This window comes from Pedococcus sp. 2YAF34, from assembly GCF_052114585.1.
Taxonomy (GTDB): Bacteria; Actinomycetota; Actinomycetes; order Actinomycetales; family Dermatophilaceae; genus Pedococcus.
This window is the reverse complement of sequence record NZ_JBFRFA010000029.1, coordinates 14,240-32,052: the sequence shown is the minus strand read 5'-3', so window position 1 is coordinate 32,052 and position 17,813 is coordinate 14,240. Positions and strand designations below refer to the sequence as shown.

Annotated in this window: 11 protein-coding genes and 1 pseudogene; 6 read left to right on the top strand and 6 right to left on the bottom strand. The window is 71.4% G+C overall.

Annotated features, from left to right (window positions below):
* Window positions 1–379: 379 nt before the first annotated feature.
* Window positions 380–1,066, bottom strand: coding sequence for a DUF4839 domain-containing protein (locus AB4Z02_RS14380; protein WP_441971738.1), 687 nt, complete (start codon window positions 1,064–1,066; stop codon window positions 380–382).
* A gap of 1,248 nt (window positions 1,067–2,314) precedes the next feature.
* A pseudogene (locus tag AB4Z02_RS14375) lies at window positions 2,315–3,025 on the bottom strand (CpaF family protein); the annotation flags it as partial.
* A gap of 162 nt (window positions 3,026–3,187) precedes the next feature.
* Between AB4Z02_RS14375 and AB4Z02_RS14370 the strand changes: the two are divergent.
* Entirely contained in the window at window positions 3,188–7,693 is a 4,506-nt protein-coding gene (locus AB4Z02_RS14370) for an FtsK/SpoIIIE domain-containing protein (protein WP_441971736.1), read from the top strand.
* 9 nt (window positions 7,694–7,702) lie between these two features.
* Entirely contained in the window at window positions 7,703–8,116 is a 414-nt protein-coding gene (locus AB4Z02_RS14365) for a PPOX class F420-dependent oxidoreductase (RefSeq protein ID WP_441971734.1), read from the top strand.
* A 1-nt stretch (window position 8,117) separates the two neighbouring features.
* On the opposite strand, the gene AB4Z02_RS14360 is transcribed toward AB4Z02_RS14365, so the two are convergent.
* A complete protein-coding gene (locus tag AB4Z02_RS14360; protein ID WP_441971732.1) occupies window positions 8,118–8,564 on the bottom strand; it encodes a hypothetical protein in 447 nt (148 codons plus the stop codon).
* 436 nt (window positions 8,565–9,000) lie between these two features.
* Between AB4Z02_RS14360 and AB4Z02_RS14355 the strand changes: the two genes are divergently transcribed.
* Window positions 9,001–9,249 (top strand): WhiB family transcriptional regulator, encoded by a 249-nt coding sequence (locus AB4Z02_RS14355; RefSeq protein ID WP_056882623.1) that lies wholly within the window; start codon window positions 9,001–9,003, stop codon window positions 9,247–9,249.
* Between the two features lie 142 nt (window positions 9,250–9,391).
* On the opposite strand, the gene AB4Z02_RS14350 is transcribed toward AB4Z02_RS14355, so the two are convergent.
* Genes AB4Z02_RS14350 through AB4Z02_RS14340 form a run of 3 tightly spaced genes read right to left on the bottom strand, consistent with a single transcriptional unit; the run spans window position 9,392 to window position 16,502 of the window.
* Window positions 9,392–10,885 (bottom strand): sensor histidine kinase, encoded by a 1,494-nt coding sequence (locus AB4Z02_RS14350; protein ID WP_056882622.1) that lies wholly within the window; start codon window positions 10,883–10,885, stop codon window positions 9,392–9,394.
* A gap of 14 nt (window positions 10,886–10,899) precedes the next feature.
* Complete coding sequence (locus AB4Z02_RS14345; RefSeq protein WP_441971729.1) at window positions 10,900–11,619, bottom strand: MOSC domain-containing protein; 720 nt, start codon at window positions 11,617–11,619, stop codon at window positions 10,900–10,902.
* Window positions 11,616–16,502, bottom strand: a complete 4,887-nt coding sequence (locus AB4Z02_RS14340) for an NAD-glutamate dehydrogenase (protein ID WP_441971727.1) — start codon at window positions 16,500–16,502, stop codon at window positions 11,616–11,618. The genes AB4Z02_RS14345 and AB4Z02_RS14340 overlap by 4 nt, the downstream gene beginning before the upstream one ends.
* 220 nt (window positions 16,503–16,722) lie before the next feature.
* On the opposite strand from AB4Z02_RS14340, the gene AB4Z02_RS14335 reads away from it, so the two are divergent.
* From AB4Z02_RS14335 to AB4Z02_RS14325, 3 genes are all read left to right on the top strand, one after another.
* A complete protein-coding gene (locus AB4Z02_RS14335) occupies window positions 16,723–16,881 on the top strand; it encodes a DUF6131 family protein (protein ID WP_200949181.1) in 159 nt (52 codons plus the stop codon).
* An 89-nt stretch (window positions 16,882–16,970) separates the two neighbouring features.
* Window positions 16,971–17,288 carry a hypothetical protein gene (locus AB4Z02_RS14330; protein ID WP_441971725.1) on the top strand — a complete coding sequence of 106 codons (318 nt, stop codon included), beginning with the start codon at window positions 16,971–16,973 and terminating at the stop codon, window positions 17,286–17,288.
* Window positions 17,285–17,806 carry a hypothetical protein gene (locus AB4Z02_RS14325; protein ID WP_056882619.1) on the top strand — a complete coding sequence of 174 codons (522 nt, stop codon included), beginning with the start codon at window positions 17,285–17,287 and terminating at the stop codon, window positions 17,804–17,806. The genes AB4Z02_RS14330 and AB4Z02_RS14325 overlap by 4 nt, the downstream gene beginning before the upstream one ends.
* The last annotated feature ends 7 nt before the right edge of the window (window positions 17,807–17,813 follow it).

The following is a 17,813-nucleotide window of genomic DNA, read 5'->3' as shown; positions in this document are numbered from 1 at the left end:
CAGCCGCGTCGGTTGAGCGATTTTTTCGACCTGGTAGTCGGCGCGCGGGTGCGTTGGCGTCGGCGGGAAGTGACAACGGACCCAAGTACGCCTGCATGAGCGAGCAAGGGCGCGCTGACTGTGGAGCGCCGGTCCGCGAGGCGAGGAGGCGTCTACTGACCAGCGCGCTGAACGGGACGAGGCCCACCGGCGCATGGCGCATGAGCGGTGTGCCCCTTAGCGATTGCGCATCTCTCGAACGAAGATCCAAATGAGCCAGAATCCGCCGGTGAGGACGCACAGGACGACGTCGAAGGCGAAGTTGAGCGGGCCGTAGCGCCTGCGGGACATGACGAACCTTTCGGTCAAGGGGGCTGGCGACGTCGTACATAACAGCGTCTCAGCGAGAGTCCACGTGGATGGGCTCAAGTTCCCAGGTGCCGGCCTGTTCGTTGAACTCACCGACTCTAGCCACGACGTGGAGGTTGTCTCCCACGGAGATGCTGTCGGGAACGTTCTTGGCCGTGGGGTGCAGATCGAGGACCGGGGAGATATCTACAAACCTGAAGTTCGGCCCGATCGCGGAGTCCTCGCTGAAGTCCCCCGCCAGGATCAACATGTCGTATCGCGTCTTTTGGTTGCCGTGGTGCTGCATCGCTCCCAGGTTGCCGTCGAACTCGATGGTTCTGTCGGCGTATTTCGCGGCGAAGGCTGTTGCCAGTTCGTCGTCTTGCGGTGAGCGGAGCAGCTTCGCAAGCTCGGGGTTGTTCTTTACCGTCAGGGTCGGCACGGCTTTGGCGGTCGCAGAGTCCCCCGCCTCCGGTTGCGATGACGGTTTGTCAGAGGGTGACGCAGAAGGGGTCTTAGTCTGCTTGGCGCCATCCTTCTTGCACTCCCGTCCAACGGTGAGTCGGGGGGCCGCCGTGAGGGGCTCGCCAGGCGCCGGGGTCTGCTCGCACACCTCCCAGCTGGACTCGTTCACTACGCCGAAGACGCCTCCTCCAAGGACTTCGACGTCGTCCTGAAAGCCCGCGCGCTTTACGTCGCTCTTGGCAACATCAAGCCGCTTGCCCGTGACATCGGGCATGCTCCGGTCCTTCTCTCCCCCACCACAACCTGCGAGTCCGGCGACAACCAACAGCGTCAAGACCAAGCGCAACCCGCGCATCCCATACTCTCCACATCGTTGCTCGATAGCGCGCTGAGCGTAGCCTGAAGGCACGGCGACCTGGGCGGTTTGGGCACTATGCGAGAGAGCGTCGCGCATCCGTCCAAACGGCGTGGTCCAACTGGGTCAGATTGGGACGATGCCGCGTGCCAGCGACTATGCCCAGCTCGACCGCCGCTCGCTTGAGCAAAGGCGTCGGCGTCGTTACTGCTTAACTGCCTATCGGCACCGACGGCCTCCGAGACCCACCGGATGATCCAGGTGTCTGCCTTGAGACCCGGGCGGCCTAACAGCATCGAGAAGTACTCCCACGTGACACCGCCGAGGCCGGGAACCCCGGTGTACGCACGTCGGTGCTCGTCCGGTGACACGTCCTGTGCTAGGTCACTTGGCCGCCTCGACAATGGCCTTTGCCTTGGGGGACGCCGGCGGTCTTCTGCTGATTCCTCAGCACCTCCTCTAGCTCGTCAGGTGAGCAGGCAGCCAAACGGGGCCGGTTCGGCGTCCGCGCTGAAGGGCTTCGTTGTGGTTTACGCCGAAGCTGCCGAGCACTGGGACGCCGCCCTCCGTTCCTCGTACGCGGCGGCGAAGGTCAGCGATCCGCCCGTGGTGCCCAAGCCTTAAAGGTGCACCTCAGCGGTCTCCGCCCCGGTGCCATCAGAATCCCTGGCAACCACTCTTGACCTGTGGGGACGAATCCACTTCCCGTCTCGGCGGGCCACTGCAGCTCGGTGTCGCTGCTGAGCCTGCTGCTTGCTGTTGCCCAGCCTGGCCCATGCCTCACCGTCAGCCCTTCCGCGGATTGTCTCCTCGTCGATCATTTCCTCGATGACTTGGCGGAGCTTGCGGAGCTCGCGCAGGTTTAGTGCCGCTGGGCTGCCGACGTTCGGGTGAGAGTCCCCCACGCGTCGCCGGGCAGACTCCACCCGATTCTGGAGTCGCTGCAGCACATCTCGCGGCATGGGGTCAAGTTACATTGACCCATGCCTGTTCACAATCTATGAGCCCCCGGCACACCCCAGCCGGGGTTTCAGCAGGCCTACCCCGCTAGTGCGGAGGTGGACTCTCCCCGCCTGCCCGGAACAAATGAAAGGTCAAGTCAACTTGACCAGCCGGGGCCATGGGCCCGTCACGAAGCCTGTGTCGGCGAAGAGTATGTGGTTATCGAGGGGTGGCTAGCTCGAAGACCTCCTCGCAGGTGACGACGCGCTCACGCGCAGGGATCGCCGAGCTGAGGCAGTTGAGAAGGGTGGTCTTGCCGGCCTGGGTGCCGCCGGCCACGAGGATGTTGAGGCCGGACGCGACCGCAGCCCCGAGGAAGGCGGCCGCCTGCTGTGTGAGGGTGCCCAGCCCCACGAGGTCGTCGAGGTGCGAGGCGCGCACGACGAACTTGCGGATGTTGACGTTCCAGTGCGCGCGCGTGATGTCGGGGATGACGACGTGCAGGCGGGAGCCGTCGGGCAGCACCGCGTCGACGAACGGGCTGGAGAGGTCGACCCGGCGCCCGCTGGTCTTGAGCATCCGCTCCACCAGGTCTCGCACCCCGTCGGCGGTGAGGAACGTCGTCGTCAGCTCGGCGACGCCACCGCGGGCGATGAACACCTTGGTCGGCTCGTTGATCCAGATCTCCTCGACCTCGGGGTCGTCGAAGTACTGCTGCAACGGCCCGAAGCCTGCGACCGCGTCGACGACCGACTTCACCGCGTCCTCGATGTCGGGCAGCGTCGGCAGCCCGCCGTGCAGCGACCGCTCGTCGTAGTCCGCCACCGCGTCACGCACGAGCCGGTCGAGCTGGCGCACGTCGCGGACCGGGTCGAGACCTGACCGCCTGATCAGCTCCCGCACCTCGGACTCCACGGTCATGACCGCGTCCGTCATCGTCCCTTCCCCCTGTGCCACTGAGCTCCGACGGCGCTGGGCCGTCGTCCCCGAACTCGGATGTCAGCGCATACTAGGGCGAATCACCACACCGCGCCCGCCGTGATCCACAGGGGTGGAAAACCGGGCCGCGGCGTCGGCCCCGCTCCCTACCGTCGCGGCATGCGACTGCACCTCACCGTGGCCTACCGGGCCGGCGCGCCGCCGTGGTCCACGGACGGCGACACCAACGGAGTGCACGAGGTCGAGGTGCAGGCCCCCGAGGGGTGCACGACCCGCGAGCTGGTGCGCGCCCTCGCGGCACCCGAGGACCCACACGTCGACCGAGTCCTGGCGGTCTCCGGGACGGTCGTGGACGACGAGGCGGTCGTCGGTCTGCCACCGCTGGTCGACGGTGCCGCGCTCGTGCTGACCACCGCCGACGACCCGAGCCTGGCCGCCGCCAGCACGTCGAGCAGCCGTCCGCGGACACCGGTCACCGTCGCCGTGACCCACGGGCCGGACGCGGGTCACGTGCGCGAGCTGCCGGTCGGGCGACACCTCGTCGGCCGCTCCCCCGCCGCCCACCTGCGGCTCGACGACGGGGGGTTGTCCCGGTTGCACGCGGAGATCGAGGTGGGGCCCGACGGCGTCACCGTACGGGACCTCGGCTCGACGAACGGGTCGCTCCTCGACGGCCGTCGGCTCGGCGAGGTAGCCGTCACCTTCACTGCCGGATCGACGCTGGCCGTGGGCGCGAGCAGCCTCGTGCTCGGGGTGCGACCGAGCATCCCCGCGGCAACCGTGAGAAGGGCTGACGGCACCCGCGCCGTCAACCGCCGGCCACGGGTCCGCGACGACCAGGCCGCGCCTGCCCTCGCCCTGCCGACCCCGCCATCACCTCCCCGCCCTCTCCGGGTGCCGTGGGTGGCGGTGCTGCTGCCGATACCGGTGGCGGGCGTGATGGCGGTGTTCCTCGGCCCGACGATGCTGGCGTTCGCCCTCATGGGTCCGGTCATCATGGTCGGGAGCGCACTGAGCGACCGCTGGGGCGCGCGACGGACCCACGAGGCAGAGCTGGCGAACCACGCCACCTTGCTGCGGGAGGCACAGGGGCGCGTCGACGATGCCTGCGCCACCGAGGTGCGCGCCGCCACGCGGTCCCACCCCGACCCCGCAGCACTGCTGGCGCTCGCCTCCGGCCCCGGCGACCGGTTGTGGGAGCGCTGCGCCGCCGACGCCGACCTGCTCACCGTGGCCATCGGCCGGTGCACGCGGCCGGCCCGGGTGCGCGTCATGCGGCCTCCCGGGGAGGACGGCCCCGAGCACCCCACGCTGCACGATGCACCCTGCACGGTCCCCCTGGACGCGGTCGGCGTGCTCGGGGTGTGCGGCGACGTCGCGTCACGATCGCCGGTGGCCCGGCAGGTCGTGGGCCGGCTCGTGACGCTGGCTTCACCCCACGACCTCGAGCTGGCAGTGGTGACCTCCGACGCCGACGCCTCCGAGCGGTGGGGATGGCTGCTGCGGCTCCCCCACCTCCGCACCGCCGACGGCGGCGTACGTCCGGCGGCGACCGGTACGGCGCCGGCCACGCCAGGATCACAGGACACCGCCGCGGTGTGCTTCGCGACGTTGGCGGACATCGTGCGGACCCGCCGGGCGCAGCTGGCGACGAGCCCAGGCCGGACGGGACCGTGGTCCGGTTCGCGCGTCCTGCTGGTGGTCGACGGCGCCGCCCGGTTCCGGGGCAACCAGGAGCTGGGGACGATCCTCGCGGATGGTCCGGCCGTCGGCGTGGTGACCCTGGCCCTCGACCGCGACGGCACCCACCTGCCAGCGGAGGCCCGGGCGGTGTTAGCGGTCGGTGGTGGAGAGCCACCGCTGCTGGACCTCGACGGACACCGACACCAGGACCTCGTCCTCGACGGCGTGGGCGCCTGGTGGAGCGACAGGCTGAGCCGCTCGCTCGCCGGGTTGCGCGACGCCAGCCCTGTGGCAGCGGCCCTGGCCCTCCCGACCTCCGCCGGGCTGCTCCCCCTCTGCGACCTCACGCCCGCCACGTCCGGAGCGCAGGAGGGGCACGTCGACCCGAGCGTGCTCGCAGCCCGGTGGCAGCGCACGCCGCACCGTACCGACGTCCCCTTGGGCGTCAGCGGCGGCGAGCCGCTACGGGTCGACCTCGCGACCGACGGGCCGCACGTCCTCGTGGCCGGCACCACCGGCGCGGGCAAGTCCGAGCTGCTGCGGACCCTCGTCGCCAGCCTCGCGCTCCACCACCGCCCCGAGCACCTGTCCCTGGTGCTGGTCGACTACAAGGGCGGGGCCGCGTTCCGCGAGTGCGCCGACCTGCCGCACGTGGCGGGTGTCGTCACCGACCTCGACGGCTCCCTCGCCGACCGCGCACTGAGGTCGCTCACCGCCGAGCTCACCCGGCGCGAGCGCCTGCTGGCAGCGGCGGGCGCGAGCGACTTCGTCGCCTACCAGGGCAGCGAAGCCGGCCGTCGGACACCGCTCGCGAGGCTCGTGGTGGTCATCGACGAGTTCCGGGCCCTTGCCGAGGAGCTGCCGGCCTTCGTCGACGGGCTCGTCCGGCTCGCTGCCCTCGGCCGCTCCCTCGGCATCCACCTCGTCCTCGCAACCCAGCGCCCGGCCGGCGTCGTGACCGCCGACATCAAGGCCAACGTCAACCTGCGCATCGCCCTCCGGGTGCGGGACCGGGCCGACTCCGAGGACGTCATCGACGCCCCCGATGCGGCGTCCCTCGACCAGTCCCTCCCGGGGCGCGCCTTCGCCCGCGTGGGCGGCGGCGGCCTCGTCCGCTTCCAGGCGGCGCACGTCGGACGACCGGTGACGCGGCAGACCCTGGCCGGACCCCGGGTCCGTCCGCTCGGACTCGGCGCGGCCTCACCGCCCTGGCCGTGCGCGGGTACGGACGAGGCACCGACAGAGCTCGCGGCCGTCGTCGCAGCCGTACGGGGCGCCAGCGACCTGCTGCTCGCGTCGCCCCCGCCCGCGGCGTGGTTGCCGCCGTTGCCCACCCACCTCGACCACGCCGAGCTCCTCGGGGCGGGGCCGGAGAGGCCGCGCGACGTGCAGGCGGGGACGCCACACCGCGGCTACCGGGTACCGCTGGGTCTTGTCGACCGTCCCGACACCCAGTCGCAGGAGCATCTCGACCTCGACCTCCGACGGCCGGGTCACTGGGCCTTTGTCGGCTCGGCCGGCAGCGGCCGCACCAACGCCCTGCTCACGGCCGCGCAGGCCCTCGCCGCGCGACGTGGCCCTACCGAGCTGCACCTGTATGCCGTGAGCGGCGGCAGCCTGTCGCCCCTCACCACCTTTCCGCAGCTGGGCGCGCACGTCGACTGGACCGACAGTGCAAGGCTCGGCCGTCTCGTCGACCGGCTTGCCGCTGAGGTCGCGCGCCGTCGAGAAGCCTTGCAGTCACAGGGTTACAGCTCCATGCAGCACTGGTGGGACGCAGACGACGCAGACGACGCACCACCGCCGCTGGTCGTGCTCGTCGACGACTGGGACCTGCTCGTCCACCACACCGACGCAGCCGGGATCAGCGGAGGCGTGCCGGCGCTGGGCACCTTGGCCGACCGGCTCCTCGCGGTGCTGAGGGAGGGCGACGGCCTGGGCCTGACCGCGCTCCTCTCCGGCGACCGGTCCCTGCTCGTCGGACGCGGAGCGGCAGCAGCCGCTCACCGCGTGGTACTGCGACTCACCGATCGTGGCGACGCAGCCGTCGCCGGTGTGCCGGAGTCCATGACCAGCGCGGCCATCCCGCCCGGCCGGGGGCGGCTGCACGACCGCGCGGAGGTCCAGCTCGCACTTCCCCCGACCGTCGAGCCCCAGCGCACGACACGTGCCGGGGGACGCCTCCCGTGGCGGGTCGACGCCCTCCCCGACCGCCTCGGCGCGGACGACCTGGACCGCACCGGCACACCTGCGGGGGCACTCGCGGTGGGCGCCGGAGGGGACGAGGGGCAGACCCTGAGCCTGCGGCCCGGGACGGACGGACGGCGCTGGCTGGTCGCCGGTGCGCGGGGCGCGGGAGTGTCCACGACGCTTCTCCACCTGGCCCAGGAGCTGCTGCGCCAGCAGCACACGGTGGCCGTCGTCTCGCCGCGGCCGGGGCCCCTCGACGTCCTGCGCCAGGACGACCGCATCGCCTGGTGCGGGGCGGACCCCGAGGCCCTCGTCGTGGCCCGTCGCCGCAACCCCTGCCTCGCAGTGGTCGTCGACGCCGGCGACGAGCTGCTCGACCACCCCGTCGAACAGGTGCTGCGGGAGGTCCTCCTCCTGGTCGACCGCGACGAGGGGTTGGTGGTCGTGGGTGCTGACGCGGCAGCCCTGTCGGCGATGTACCGCGGCGTGGTGGTCGAGGTCGCCCGCCACCGCACCGGCGTGCTCCTCGGCGCCGCGTCCGCCGCCCAGGGCGAGGTGCTCGGCACACGTGTCCCCGTGGACCGTGGTGCACGCCCCGGTCGGGGCCACCTCGTGCTCCGCGGGGAGGTCACACCGTTGCAGGTCGCCCTCCCGACCGCCCGGCCCTCGGCGCCGGCAGCCGCTCAGCCCTCCGGGCCGGCAACCGCTCAGCCCTCCGAGCCAGCGACCGGCCGCACTCCGGGGCCAGCGACCGCCGGCGCTCCGGGGGCGACGAGAGCCGCGCCCGGGTAGCGTCGACCCGTGCCCACCGCCACGACCCTGGACTCCCTCGGCGACGAGAAGTTCGTCTCGCTCACGACCTTCCGCAAGAACGGTGTCAGGGTCCCCACCCCGGTCTGGATCGGGCGTGACGGCGACGCCCTGGTGGTGACGACCCCGGCCGGCAGCGGCAAGGTCAAGCGCCTGCGCAACAACAACGTGGTCGAGCTGCAGCCCTGCAACCGGCGCGGCGCTGTCGATGACGACGCGCCCACGGTGACCGCCGTGGCCGAGGTCGTCGAGGGGGACGGCGTCATGCGCCGGCTCGACGAGGTGCTCCGGCCCAAGTACGCCCTCGAGTACCGCATCGTGATGGGTATGGAGCGCCTCCTGCGACGGGGCAGCCCTCAGCGCGTGATGCTGCGCATCACCCCGGGCACCACCGCCGCGGGCTGAGCTACGCCTGGGTCGGTTCGGTCGTGTCCGCGCGGACCGCCGCGACGATGCCGACGACGGCGACCACACCGACCAGCAGGGCCACCACGAGGCGGTCGGCCTGGAAGAGGCTCCAGGCGACGGGCAGCAACAGCAGGTTCCAGACGATGGTCGGCGTGTTCGGCCAGCTGGCGCCCCGCCACCAACCACGCGCGAGCGCTCCGATGCCGACGGCGAAGACGAGGATCAGCAGGGCTGACATGACCACCCGCGTGGGGTCGTCGCCGGCACCCTGCACCAGCTCGACGAGGTAGAAGACCACGAAACCCACGAGTGAGAGCGCCTGCAGGGCGCACACCGCCGCGGCGACGTCCCGCGCGGTGTCACGCCCACGGCGTACCGGGTGTCGCTCGCCGTGACCCTCGACAGGGTCGTAGGGGAGGTCTGGCGACGCGGGCTTGTCGTTCACGTCCGCAAGGCTAGTCACGGCCGCCGGCCGTGAGGCCACCCACCGACGGCGGGGCAGCGATGGGGACCTACGTCCCGGGACATCTGCGACATTCGGGGCCAGGCCAAGGTCTGCCAAGGGGCAATCGGGGACAATGTGACCAAAACCTCACCGTCACGCGCTGGTTGCATCGGCCAAGAGGTCCCCAAAAGCGTCTCGATCTGTGAGGCTGGAACAGAAACATGAGACGGGCCGTTGGCAGAACTGTGTCCGGCCCCCCAGAATGACTAGTCACATGTTTCACCGTGGCGAAACCAGGTCGGCTAGGCTAGCCGGTCGGCCCCGCGGCCACGAGAAGTCCCCCTGCACACCCCGCAATGACGCGCCGTGCCCCGAGGCCCGTCATCCCTGGGCTCCCGAGCCGGCGCAACCCCCTGCACACCAAGGAGCACGATCCATGGACTGGCGCGACCGCGCTGCCTGCCTCGACGAGGACCCCGAGCTGTTCTTCCCCATCGGGAACACCGGCCCGGCGATCCTGCAGATCGAGGAGGCCAAAGCTGTTTGCCGACGCTGTGAGGTCGTCGACACGTGCCTGAAGTGGGCCATCGAGTCCGGTCAGGACGCCGGCGTCTGGGGCGGCATGTCCGAGGACGAGCGCCGCGCCCTCAAGCGGCGCAACGCCCGCGCCCGCCGCGCCGGCTGAGGCCCCACGACCCCACACCTCCCGTGCCCCGGGACGCGGACCCCGCGACTTGGGGCACATTCGTGCGTGCCGGCGACCTGCGGAGCCGCCCCCGGCCGCCTGAAGCAGGAAGCGCGGCCGGCCGCGGGGAGCCGCTGCCGGCCTAGGAGCCGTCGCGGCCCAACGGACGCAGCCGTGCGACGAACCGCGCCCGCGTCCCGTGCGGCTCGGCCTTCTCCCAGGCGATGCGGCCGCGCAGGTCCTGCACGAGCGACTCCACGATCTGGGTGCCGAGGCCGGAGGTGCCCGGCCGGAAGTCGGACGGCAGCCCCACCCCGTCGTCGCTGATCGTCACCGACAGCAGCTCGTCACCCCGGTCGTCGGTGGACCGCTGGGCCTCCACGCAGATCGTGCCCTCGGCGGAGCCGGTGAACCCGTGCTCGACCGCGTTCTGCACGAGCTCGGACAGGATCATCGCCATCGCGGTCGCGTCCTCGGCACGCAGCTTGCCGAACGAGCCGACCACCTTGGTCGAGATGGGGTGCTCGACCTTGGCCACCTCGGTGATGGCCTGCAGCCCGCGCACGGCGATGTCGTCGAACTCCACCACCTCGTCGAACCCCTGGCTGAGCGTCTCGTGCACCAGGGCGATCACGCCGACCCGGCGCACCGCCTCCTCCAGGGCCACCCGCCCGGCCTCCCCCTCGGGAAGCCGCCGGGCCTGCAGCCGCAGCAGCGCCGCCACGGTCTGGAGGTTGTTCTTCACCCGGTGGTGGATCTCGCGGATCGTGGCGTCCTTGGTCATCAGCTCGCGCTCGCGTCGGCGCAGCTCGGAGACGTCACGCAGCAGCAGCAGGGCGCCGACGCGCTGGCCCCCCTCGGTGAGGGGTATGGCGCGCATGGAGACGCTCGACCCGCGGGAGCTCACCTCGGTGCGCCACGGCGCGCGCCCGGTGACCACGACGGCCAGCGACTCGTCGACCGGGGACTCGTCGCGCAGCAGGTCGGCGATGACCTTGGCCAGCAGCTCACCGATGACGTCGCCGACGTGGCCGAGGCGGTGGATCGCCGACAGGGCGTTGGGGCTGGCGTAGGAGACGACCCCGTTGACGTCGAGGCGGATCACGCCGTCACCGACCCGGGGTGCGCCGCGACGCTGCCCGGTCGGTGCGGAGACGTTGGGGAACTCCCCCGCGGCGATCATCCGGGCGAGGGCGTCGGCCAGGGCCTGGTAGGTCAGCTCGAGCCGGCTCGGGGTGCGCATGGCGGCGAGGTTGGTGTGGCGGGTGATGACCGCCAGCGCCCTTCCCGCCTTGACCACCGGGATGGCCTCCTCGCGAACGGGCATGTCCTCGCGGAAGATGGGGTCGCGCTCGCGCACGATGCGCCGGTCGGCATACGCCTGGTCGAGCAGCGACTGCCGCCCACGGTGCGTGCGCCGGCCGACGACGTCCTCGAAGAACACCATCTGGCCGGTGGTGGGGCGCACGTGCGCGACGGCGAGCCAGCCCTCGAGGCCACCCGGGACCCACAGGACGAGGTCGGCGAACGACAGGTCGGAGATGAGCTGCCAGTCCCCGACGAGGAGCTGCAGCCACTCCACCTCGCCCGGGGCGAGGTCGGTCGACGCGTGGAGCACCTCGTTCAACGTGGGCACGCACGCAGCCTAGGTCAGGAGGGCGCGACCTCGTCGCCGAGGGCCACCCGGCCCGGCTCGACCACCTGGGCGTAGACACCGGCCATCAGCCCGTGCTGCTCGGACACCACCCGCAGCATGTCCGCGCGCGCTGCCAGCCCCACCTGCGCGACCCCGACCATGCGGCATCGCTGGGTCCTCCCGGTGACGCGCAGCCGCACCCCACCCACGGTGACCTCATGGCCGACCCAGGTGTCCTCGGCGTACGGCTCGTCGGTCTCCACGACGAGGTTGGCCCGCAGGTGACGCGGGTCGAGCACGCGGCCGTCACCCTCGTAGCGGCCGAGCTCGGCCAGGGTGGCGGTGCCCACCAGGGAGACCGCGGCGGCGTCCTGGTGGCGTACGCCGTCGTCCCGCCCGAGCCGGACGGGCTCACCGAAGTGGGCCGACAGGACCTCGTCGGTCGCGGGGTGACCGGCCACGAGCTCGGTGCCGTCGGGGCGGGTGACCACGACATCGCCACCCTCCCGGCGCGCGACGAGGGCGAACACCGGGTCCATGCGGCGGAACCGGCGCGTGTGCTTGCCACTCGCGAGCTTGCCCGCCGCGTCGTACACCGCCCAGTCCCGGTCGCCGACGACCCCGTGCGCGGCGACGTCGAGGCCGGGCGCGGCGACGCCACCCATCGACTTCACGGGAAAGCACTGCAGCGCCACGACGGCACCCGAAGGAGCCTTGTCAGGAGACGTCGTCACGAGGTGGCGGCTCCCGAGCGGATGACCGAACGCAGGGTGCGCAGGGCGACCGAGAGCGCCGCGATGTTGGGCTTGTCGAGCCGCTCGATGCCCGAGAGCGCCGTCGTGGCGCGGGTCAGTGACTCGGCGTTGGCGCGCGCCCACTGCTGGTAGCGCTCGACGGGGGCGCCGCCCGACGTCGACGCGTCCATGACGGAGCGCACGAGGCTCTCGAGCACCGCGTAGAGGTCGTCGCGCAGGGCCCCACGGGCGAGGGCGTCCCAGCGGTCGTCACGCGGCAGGTTGGTGACGCGCGTGAGCATGGCGTCGATCCCGAACTTCTCCGACAGCACGAAGTAGAGCGACGCGATGTCGGAGGGCTGCTCCCCCGTGTCGGTCGCGATGTCGACGATGTCGAGCAGCGAGAACTGGTCGAGCAGGCTCGCCGAGCGCAGCGCGAGCTCCTCCGGCACACCACGCTTCTCGAGCTTGGAGGCGTTGCGCTGCAGGCGCTTCAGCTCCGCGCCCTGCAGCAGCTCGGGGATCCTCGGGGCGAACTCGCGCGCCACGGCACCGAAGCGGGCCACCTCGCTGGCGACGTCGAGCCGCGAGGGCCGCGAGGTGAGGAACCAGCGGATCGAGCGGTCGATGAGACGGCGGAACTCGAGGTAGAGCTGGCTCTGCACGTCGGTCGCGACGACGTTGTCGAGCTCCTCGACCTCGCGCACGAAGCTCGGCAGGTCGAAGATCTCGCGGCAGACGACGAACGCGCGGGCGATCTGCTCCGGCGTCGCACCCGTCTCCTCCATCGCGCGGAAGGCGAACGTGATGCCACCGCGGTTGACCATCGAGTTGACCACCGAGTTGGTGATGATCTCGCGACGCAGCGGGTGGTCGGCCAGCTCCCCGGCGAACTGCTCACGCAGCGCGGGCGGGAAGTAGTCGGTCAGCGTCTGCTGGAACCACGGGTCGTCCGGCAGCTCGGACGGCAGCAGGTCCTCCTTGAGCGCGAGCTTGGCGTAGGCGACCAGCACCGAGAACTCGGGCGACTTCAGGCCCAGGCCCTCCTGGTGGCGCCGGTCGATCTCGCTGTCGCCCGGCAGGAACTCCAGCCCGCGGTCGAGGTCGCCGCGCTCCTCCAGCCAGTGGATGAGCCGCGCGTGGACCGGGAGCATCGGGTGCTCCTGCGCCCGGGCGTTGCCCAGCAGGACGTTCTGCTCGTAGTTGTCGCGCAGCACCTGGGCGGCGACGTCGTCGGTCATCGACGCGAGCAGGGTGTTGCGCTGCTTGAGCGTCATGTCACCGCTACGGACCAGGTCGGTGAGCAGGATCTTGATGTTGACCTCGTGGTCGGAGGTGTCGACCCCGGCCGAGTTGTCGATGGCGTCGGTGTTGACGCGCACGCCGTGCAGCGACGCCTCGATACGGCCGAGCTGGGACAGGCCGAGGTTGCCGCCCTCGCCGACGACCTTGCAGCGCAACGCGTTGCCGTCGACGCGGATGGCGTCGTTGGCCCGGTCGCCGATGTCGGCGTTGGACTCGCTGCCCGCCTTGACGTAGGTGCCGATGCCGCCGTTCCACAGCAGGTCGACCGGGGCCTGGAGGATCGCCTTCATGAGCTCGGCCGGCGTCATCGACGTCGTGCCGTTGGGCAGGCCCAGCGCCTGGGTCATCTCGGGCGTGACGCGGACCGCCTTGAGCGACCGGTCGAACACACCGCCGCCCGCGCTGATGAGCGAGCTGTCGTAGTCGGCCCACGAGGACCGCGGCAGGTCGAACAGCCGCTTGCGCTCCGCAAAGCTCGACGCCGCAACGGGATCCGGGTCGACGAAGATGTGGCGGTGGTCGAACGCCGCCACGAGCCGGATGTGCTCCGAGAGCAGCATGCCGTTGCCGAAGACGTCGCCGCTCATGTCGCCGATGCCGACGGCGGTGAAGTCCTGCGTCTGGGTGTCCACGCCCATCTCGCGGAAGTGGCGCTTCACCGACTCCCAGGCGCCCCGGGCGGTGATGCCCATGGCCTTGTGGTCGTAGCCGGCCGAGCCGCCGGAGGCGAACGCATCGTCGAGCCAGAACCCGTAGGACTGGGCGACGCCGTTGGCGATGTCGGAGAAGGTGGCGGTGCCCTTGTCGGCGGCGACCACGAGGTAGGAGTCGTCCTCGTCGTGGCGGACCACCGAGGCAGGCGGGACGATCTCGCCGCTGACGCGGTTGTCGGTGAGGTCGAGCAGGCCGGAGATGAACACCTTGTAGGAGCCGATGCCCTCGGCCAGCCAGGCGTCGCGGTCCACCGACGGGTCGGGGAGCTGCTTGGCGTAGAAGCCGCCCTTGGAACCGGTGGGCACGATGACGGCGTTCTTGACCATCTGCGCCTTGACCAGCCCGAGCACCTCGGTGCGGAAGTCCTCTCGCCGGTCCGACCAGCGCAGGCCGCCTCGCGCGACGGGCCCGAAGCGCAGGTGCACGCCCTCGACCCGCGGCGAGTAGACGAAGATCTCGAACTGCGGCCGTGGCGCGGGCAGGTCGGGCACCTTCTTGGGGTTCAGCTTGATCGACACGTACGGCTTGTCGTGGCCGTCGGCGTCGGCCTGGTAGAAGTTCGTCCGCAGCGTCGCCGTGATGACCCCCAGGAACGCCCGGATGATCCGGTCGTGGTCGAGGGAGCGCACCTCGTCGAGGTCCTTGGTGATCTCCTCGCACAGCGCGCCCTGCGCGGCCTCGCGCTCGGGGCCGGCAGCGGCGCCGTACCGGGGGTCGAAGCGCGCCTCGAAGAGCGCGACGAGGCGCCCGGCGAGCCGCAGGTTCTGCACGAGGGCCGACTCGACGTAGTCCTGGGAGAACGTCGACCCGGTCTGGCGCAGGTACTTGGCGACCGTGCGCAGGATGACGACCTGCCGCCAGGTCAGCCCGGCACCGAGGACCAGTGCGTTGAACCCGTCGGACTCGGCCCGGCCGTTCCACACGGCGTCGACAGCGTCCTGGAACAGGTCGCGCAGCCGGTCGCGGCCACCCTCGCCGGACCAGATCTTGTCGTTGCGGACCCGCAGGCCGAAGTCGTAGACCCACAGGTCGACGCCGTCGGAGCGGTGCACCTCATAGGGTCGCTCGTCGACGACCTCGACCCCCATGTGGGTGAACATCGGCAGCACCTGGGTCAGCGACAGCGGGCTGCGGCGGTAGAGCTTGAAGCGGCGCTCGTGGGCGGGCGCGCCGGGCTCCTGGTACATGTTCAGGCCCGTGGCGTCCTCGTCGTCCAGGGCGTCCATGTGCCTGATGTCGACGACCCCGACGCGTGAGGAGAAGTCCTCCTTGTAGGCCTCGGGGAACGCGCGGCCGTACAGACCGCTCAGCCGGCCGGCGACCTCCTCACCGTGCTCCGCACGGGCGGCCTCGTTGAGGTCCTCCTCCCAAGTGCGGGTCGCGTCGACGAGCTGGCGCTCGAGCACCGCCTCGTCGACCTCGGGGATCGACTCCCCGGAGGGCACGCGCACGACGAAGTGCAGCCGGGCGAGCACCGACTCCGAGACGCGCGTGGTGTAGTCGACCGTCGCGCCCGGGAACGCCCTGCGCAGGATGGCGTCCATCTTCAGCCGCACCGCGGTGTTGTAGCGGTCGCGCGGGATGTAGACGAGGCAGGAGACGAAGCGGCCGAAGCGGTCGCGGCGCAGGAAGAGCTTGGTCTTGCGACGCTCCTGGAGGTGCAGCACCTCCGTCGCGTTGTCGTAGAGCGACTCCTCGTCGGCCTGGAACAGCTCATCGCGCGGGTAGGTCTCGAGGACCTCGAGCAGGTCCTTGCCCGAGTGGCTGTCGGGCAGGAAGCCGGTGCGCCGGAAGACCGCCTCCACCTTGTCGCGCAGCACCGGCACGCGGGTGACCGACTCGGTGTAGGCGCTGGAGGTGAACAGGCCCAGGAAGCGCTTCTCCCCCGTCACCTCGCCCGCGTCGTCGAACTGCTTGACGCTGACGTAGTCGAGGTAGGTGTTGCGGTGCACGGTCGCCCGCGAGTTGGCCTTGGTGATGACGAGCAGCTCGGGGGCGCGCGCCACCGTGCGTGCCTGCTCGCTGAGCCGTACACCCGCACCTGTGGGGTCGTAGCGCAGCAGCCCCAGCCCGGTGCCGTGCACGGCCTGCAGGGTGTCGGCCTCGCCACCGTGGTGCAGGGCGTACTCGCGGTAGCCGAGGAAGGTGAAGTGGTTGTCGTCGAGCCACTCGAGCAGGCCCTTGGCCTGGGCCACCTCCTCGGGTGGGATGCCGTGCGGCGGGTGGGTGGTGAGCTCGTCCGCGACCCGGCCGCACATGGCCTTCATCTTCGGCCAGTCCTCGACCGCCTCGCGGACGTTGGCCAGCACACCGCGCAGCCCGTCCGCGATCGCCTTCAGGTCGTCCTCGTTGCTGTCGCGGTCGATCTCGAGGTGCATCCACGACTCGCGCACCTCACCGAAGCCACGGCCGTCACCGCGCCCCTCGAGGCCGTCGCCGTTGCCGAGGAGCACCTCCTCGAGCTCGCCGGCGGCGTCGCGGCGTACGCGCATCGTCGGGTGCACCACGAGGTGGACCGCACGGTCGGTGCGCTGGAGCTCGGCGCTGACGGAGTCGACGAGGAACGGCATGTCGTCGGTGACGACCTGCACGACGGTGTGCCCGCTCGTCCAGCCCTGCTCGGCGAGCTCGGGGTTGAACACGTCGACCTTCGCCGTGCCGACCGGCCTGCTGCGCGCGAGGTCGCGGTGCGCGAGCGCCGCGCCCAGCAGGTCCTCGGGCGCGCGGGCCAGGAGGTCCTCGGTGGCGACGTGGCGGTAGTAGGCCTGCAGGAACTGCTGGACCGCCTCACCCCCACCGTGCTCCACGCGCTCCGCTGCGGAGTGCAGAAGTTGCTGACGGGACTGCTCCAGCGACGCAGACATGCTTGTGGTCGTCATCCTCACGGGGTCGTCGTGCATGCACGGCGCACGTCGTTGTGCACCGGCTCGAGACTATCGCCCGGGACAGCCGCCGGGGACAGGGCCGCAGAACCCGTCGGCTCCCCGAGTGGCGCAATACATCGGTGCACGTCAAAGTATGTGGTGCACCCGATGTGTGGTGAAGAGTTGCAGTTCAGCTCACGAACAGAAGAAGGAGCTCCACGTGATCATCCTCGGCATCATCTTGCTGATCATTGGCCTGCTGGTCGCCAGCCTGAAGGTCCTCGTGACCATCGGTGCCATCCTCATCGTGGTCGGGCTCGTCCTGGCCGTCCTCGGTGGCACGGGCCGTGCCATCGGTGGCAGGAAGCACTGGTACTGATCGTTGGCCGGAGCACCTCGTGCGGCCCTCGCCGACCCCATGTGGGTTTCGGCGGGGGCCGTTCGTCGTTCCTCACTAGAGTGGCCGGTATGCCGCCTGCCCAGGACGGTCGCGACCGGTCCCCCACCCTCGGGGCCGCTCTGCGGCCCTTGCGCGACTGCGCGCGCGATGGCGCCGACGAGGTGCTCTCCCACCTGCCGGATCTCGGCGACCGCGAGCTGCAGTCGGCGGTCGACGCCTACCTCGACCAGGTGGCCGACCTCCTGCGCGAGGTCGACGCCTCGGCCTCCGAGGTCGCGGACCGCCTCGACCTCGCCACCCCCAGCAAGGCGGCGCCCGAGCCGACCGCGGGGCCGACCGCGTCCGCGGAGGGCCGGCCGCGCGCGTCGAGGGAGACCGCACGGTGAGCGCCGTGGCCGGCGACGCGGCATCCTGCTCTCGCGTCGGTGGCTCGCTGCGCCGGCTCGCCGCGTCGCTGCGCACCGAGGCGCGGGCTGTCGACGCCGTCGTGGCGCAGGCACGCGAGGAGCCCCGGCCGGGCGCCGTCGTGGTGCGCTCGCTGCGCCGGGCCGGGAGGCTCGGCGACGCCGCTGCGGCCGCGGCCCACGAGCTCGACCGGGTCGGGTCCGTCCTGCAGGACCACGCGGCCGACCTCGCGGAAGCCGTTGCCGACGCCCGACGGCTGGAGGCGCGGGCCGAGGCCGCGGGCCTGCGGGTGGTCGACGGCGTGGTGGCTCCGGTCTGGGGCGTCAGCGGTCTCGCCGACGTCGCCGCGACGGCGGACCGGGAGCAGGTCCGTGCCGAGCTGCAGCGCGAGCTCGACCAGCTCCGCCACGTGCTGGCCGCGCGGCGCCAGCGGCTGGCATCGGCCGTCACCGCCTCGACGGACGTCCTGGCCGGGCACGCCGACGGGCTGCGCCGGTGACCACCGA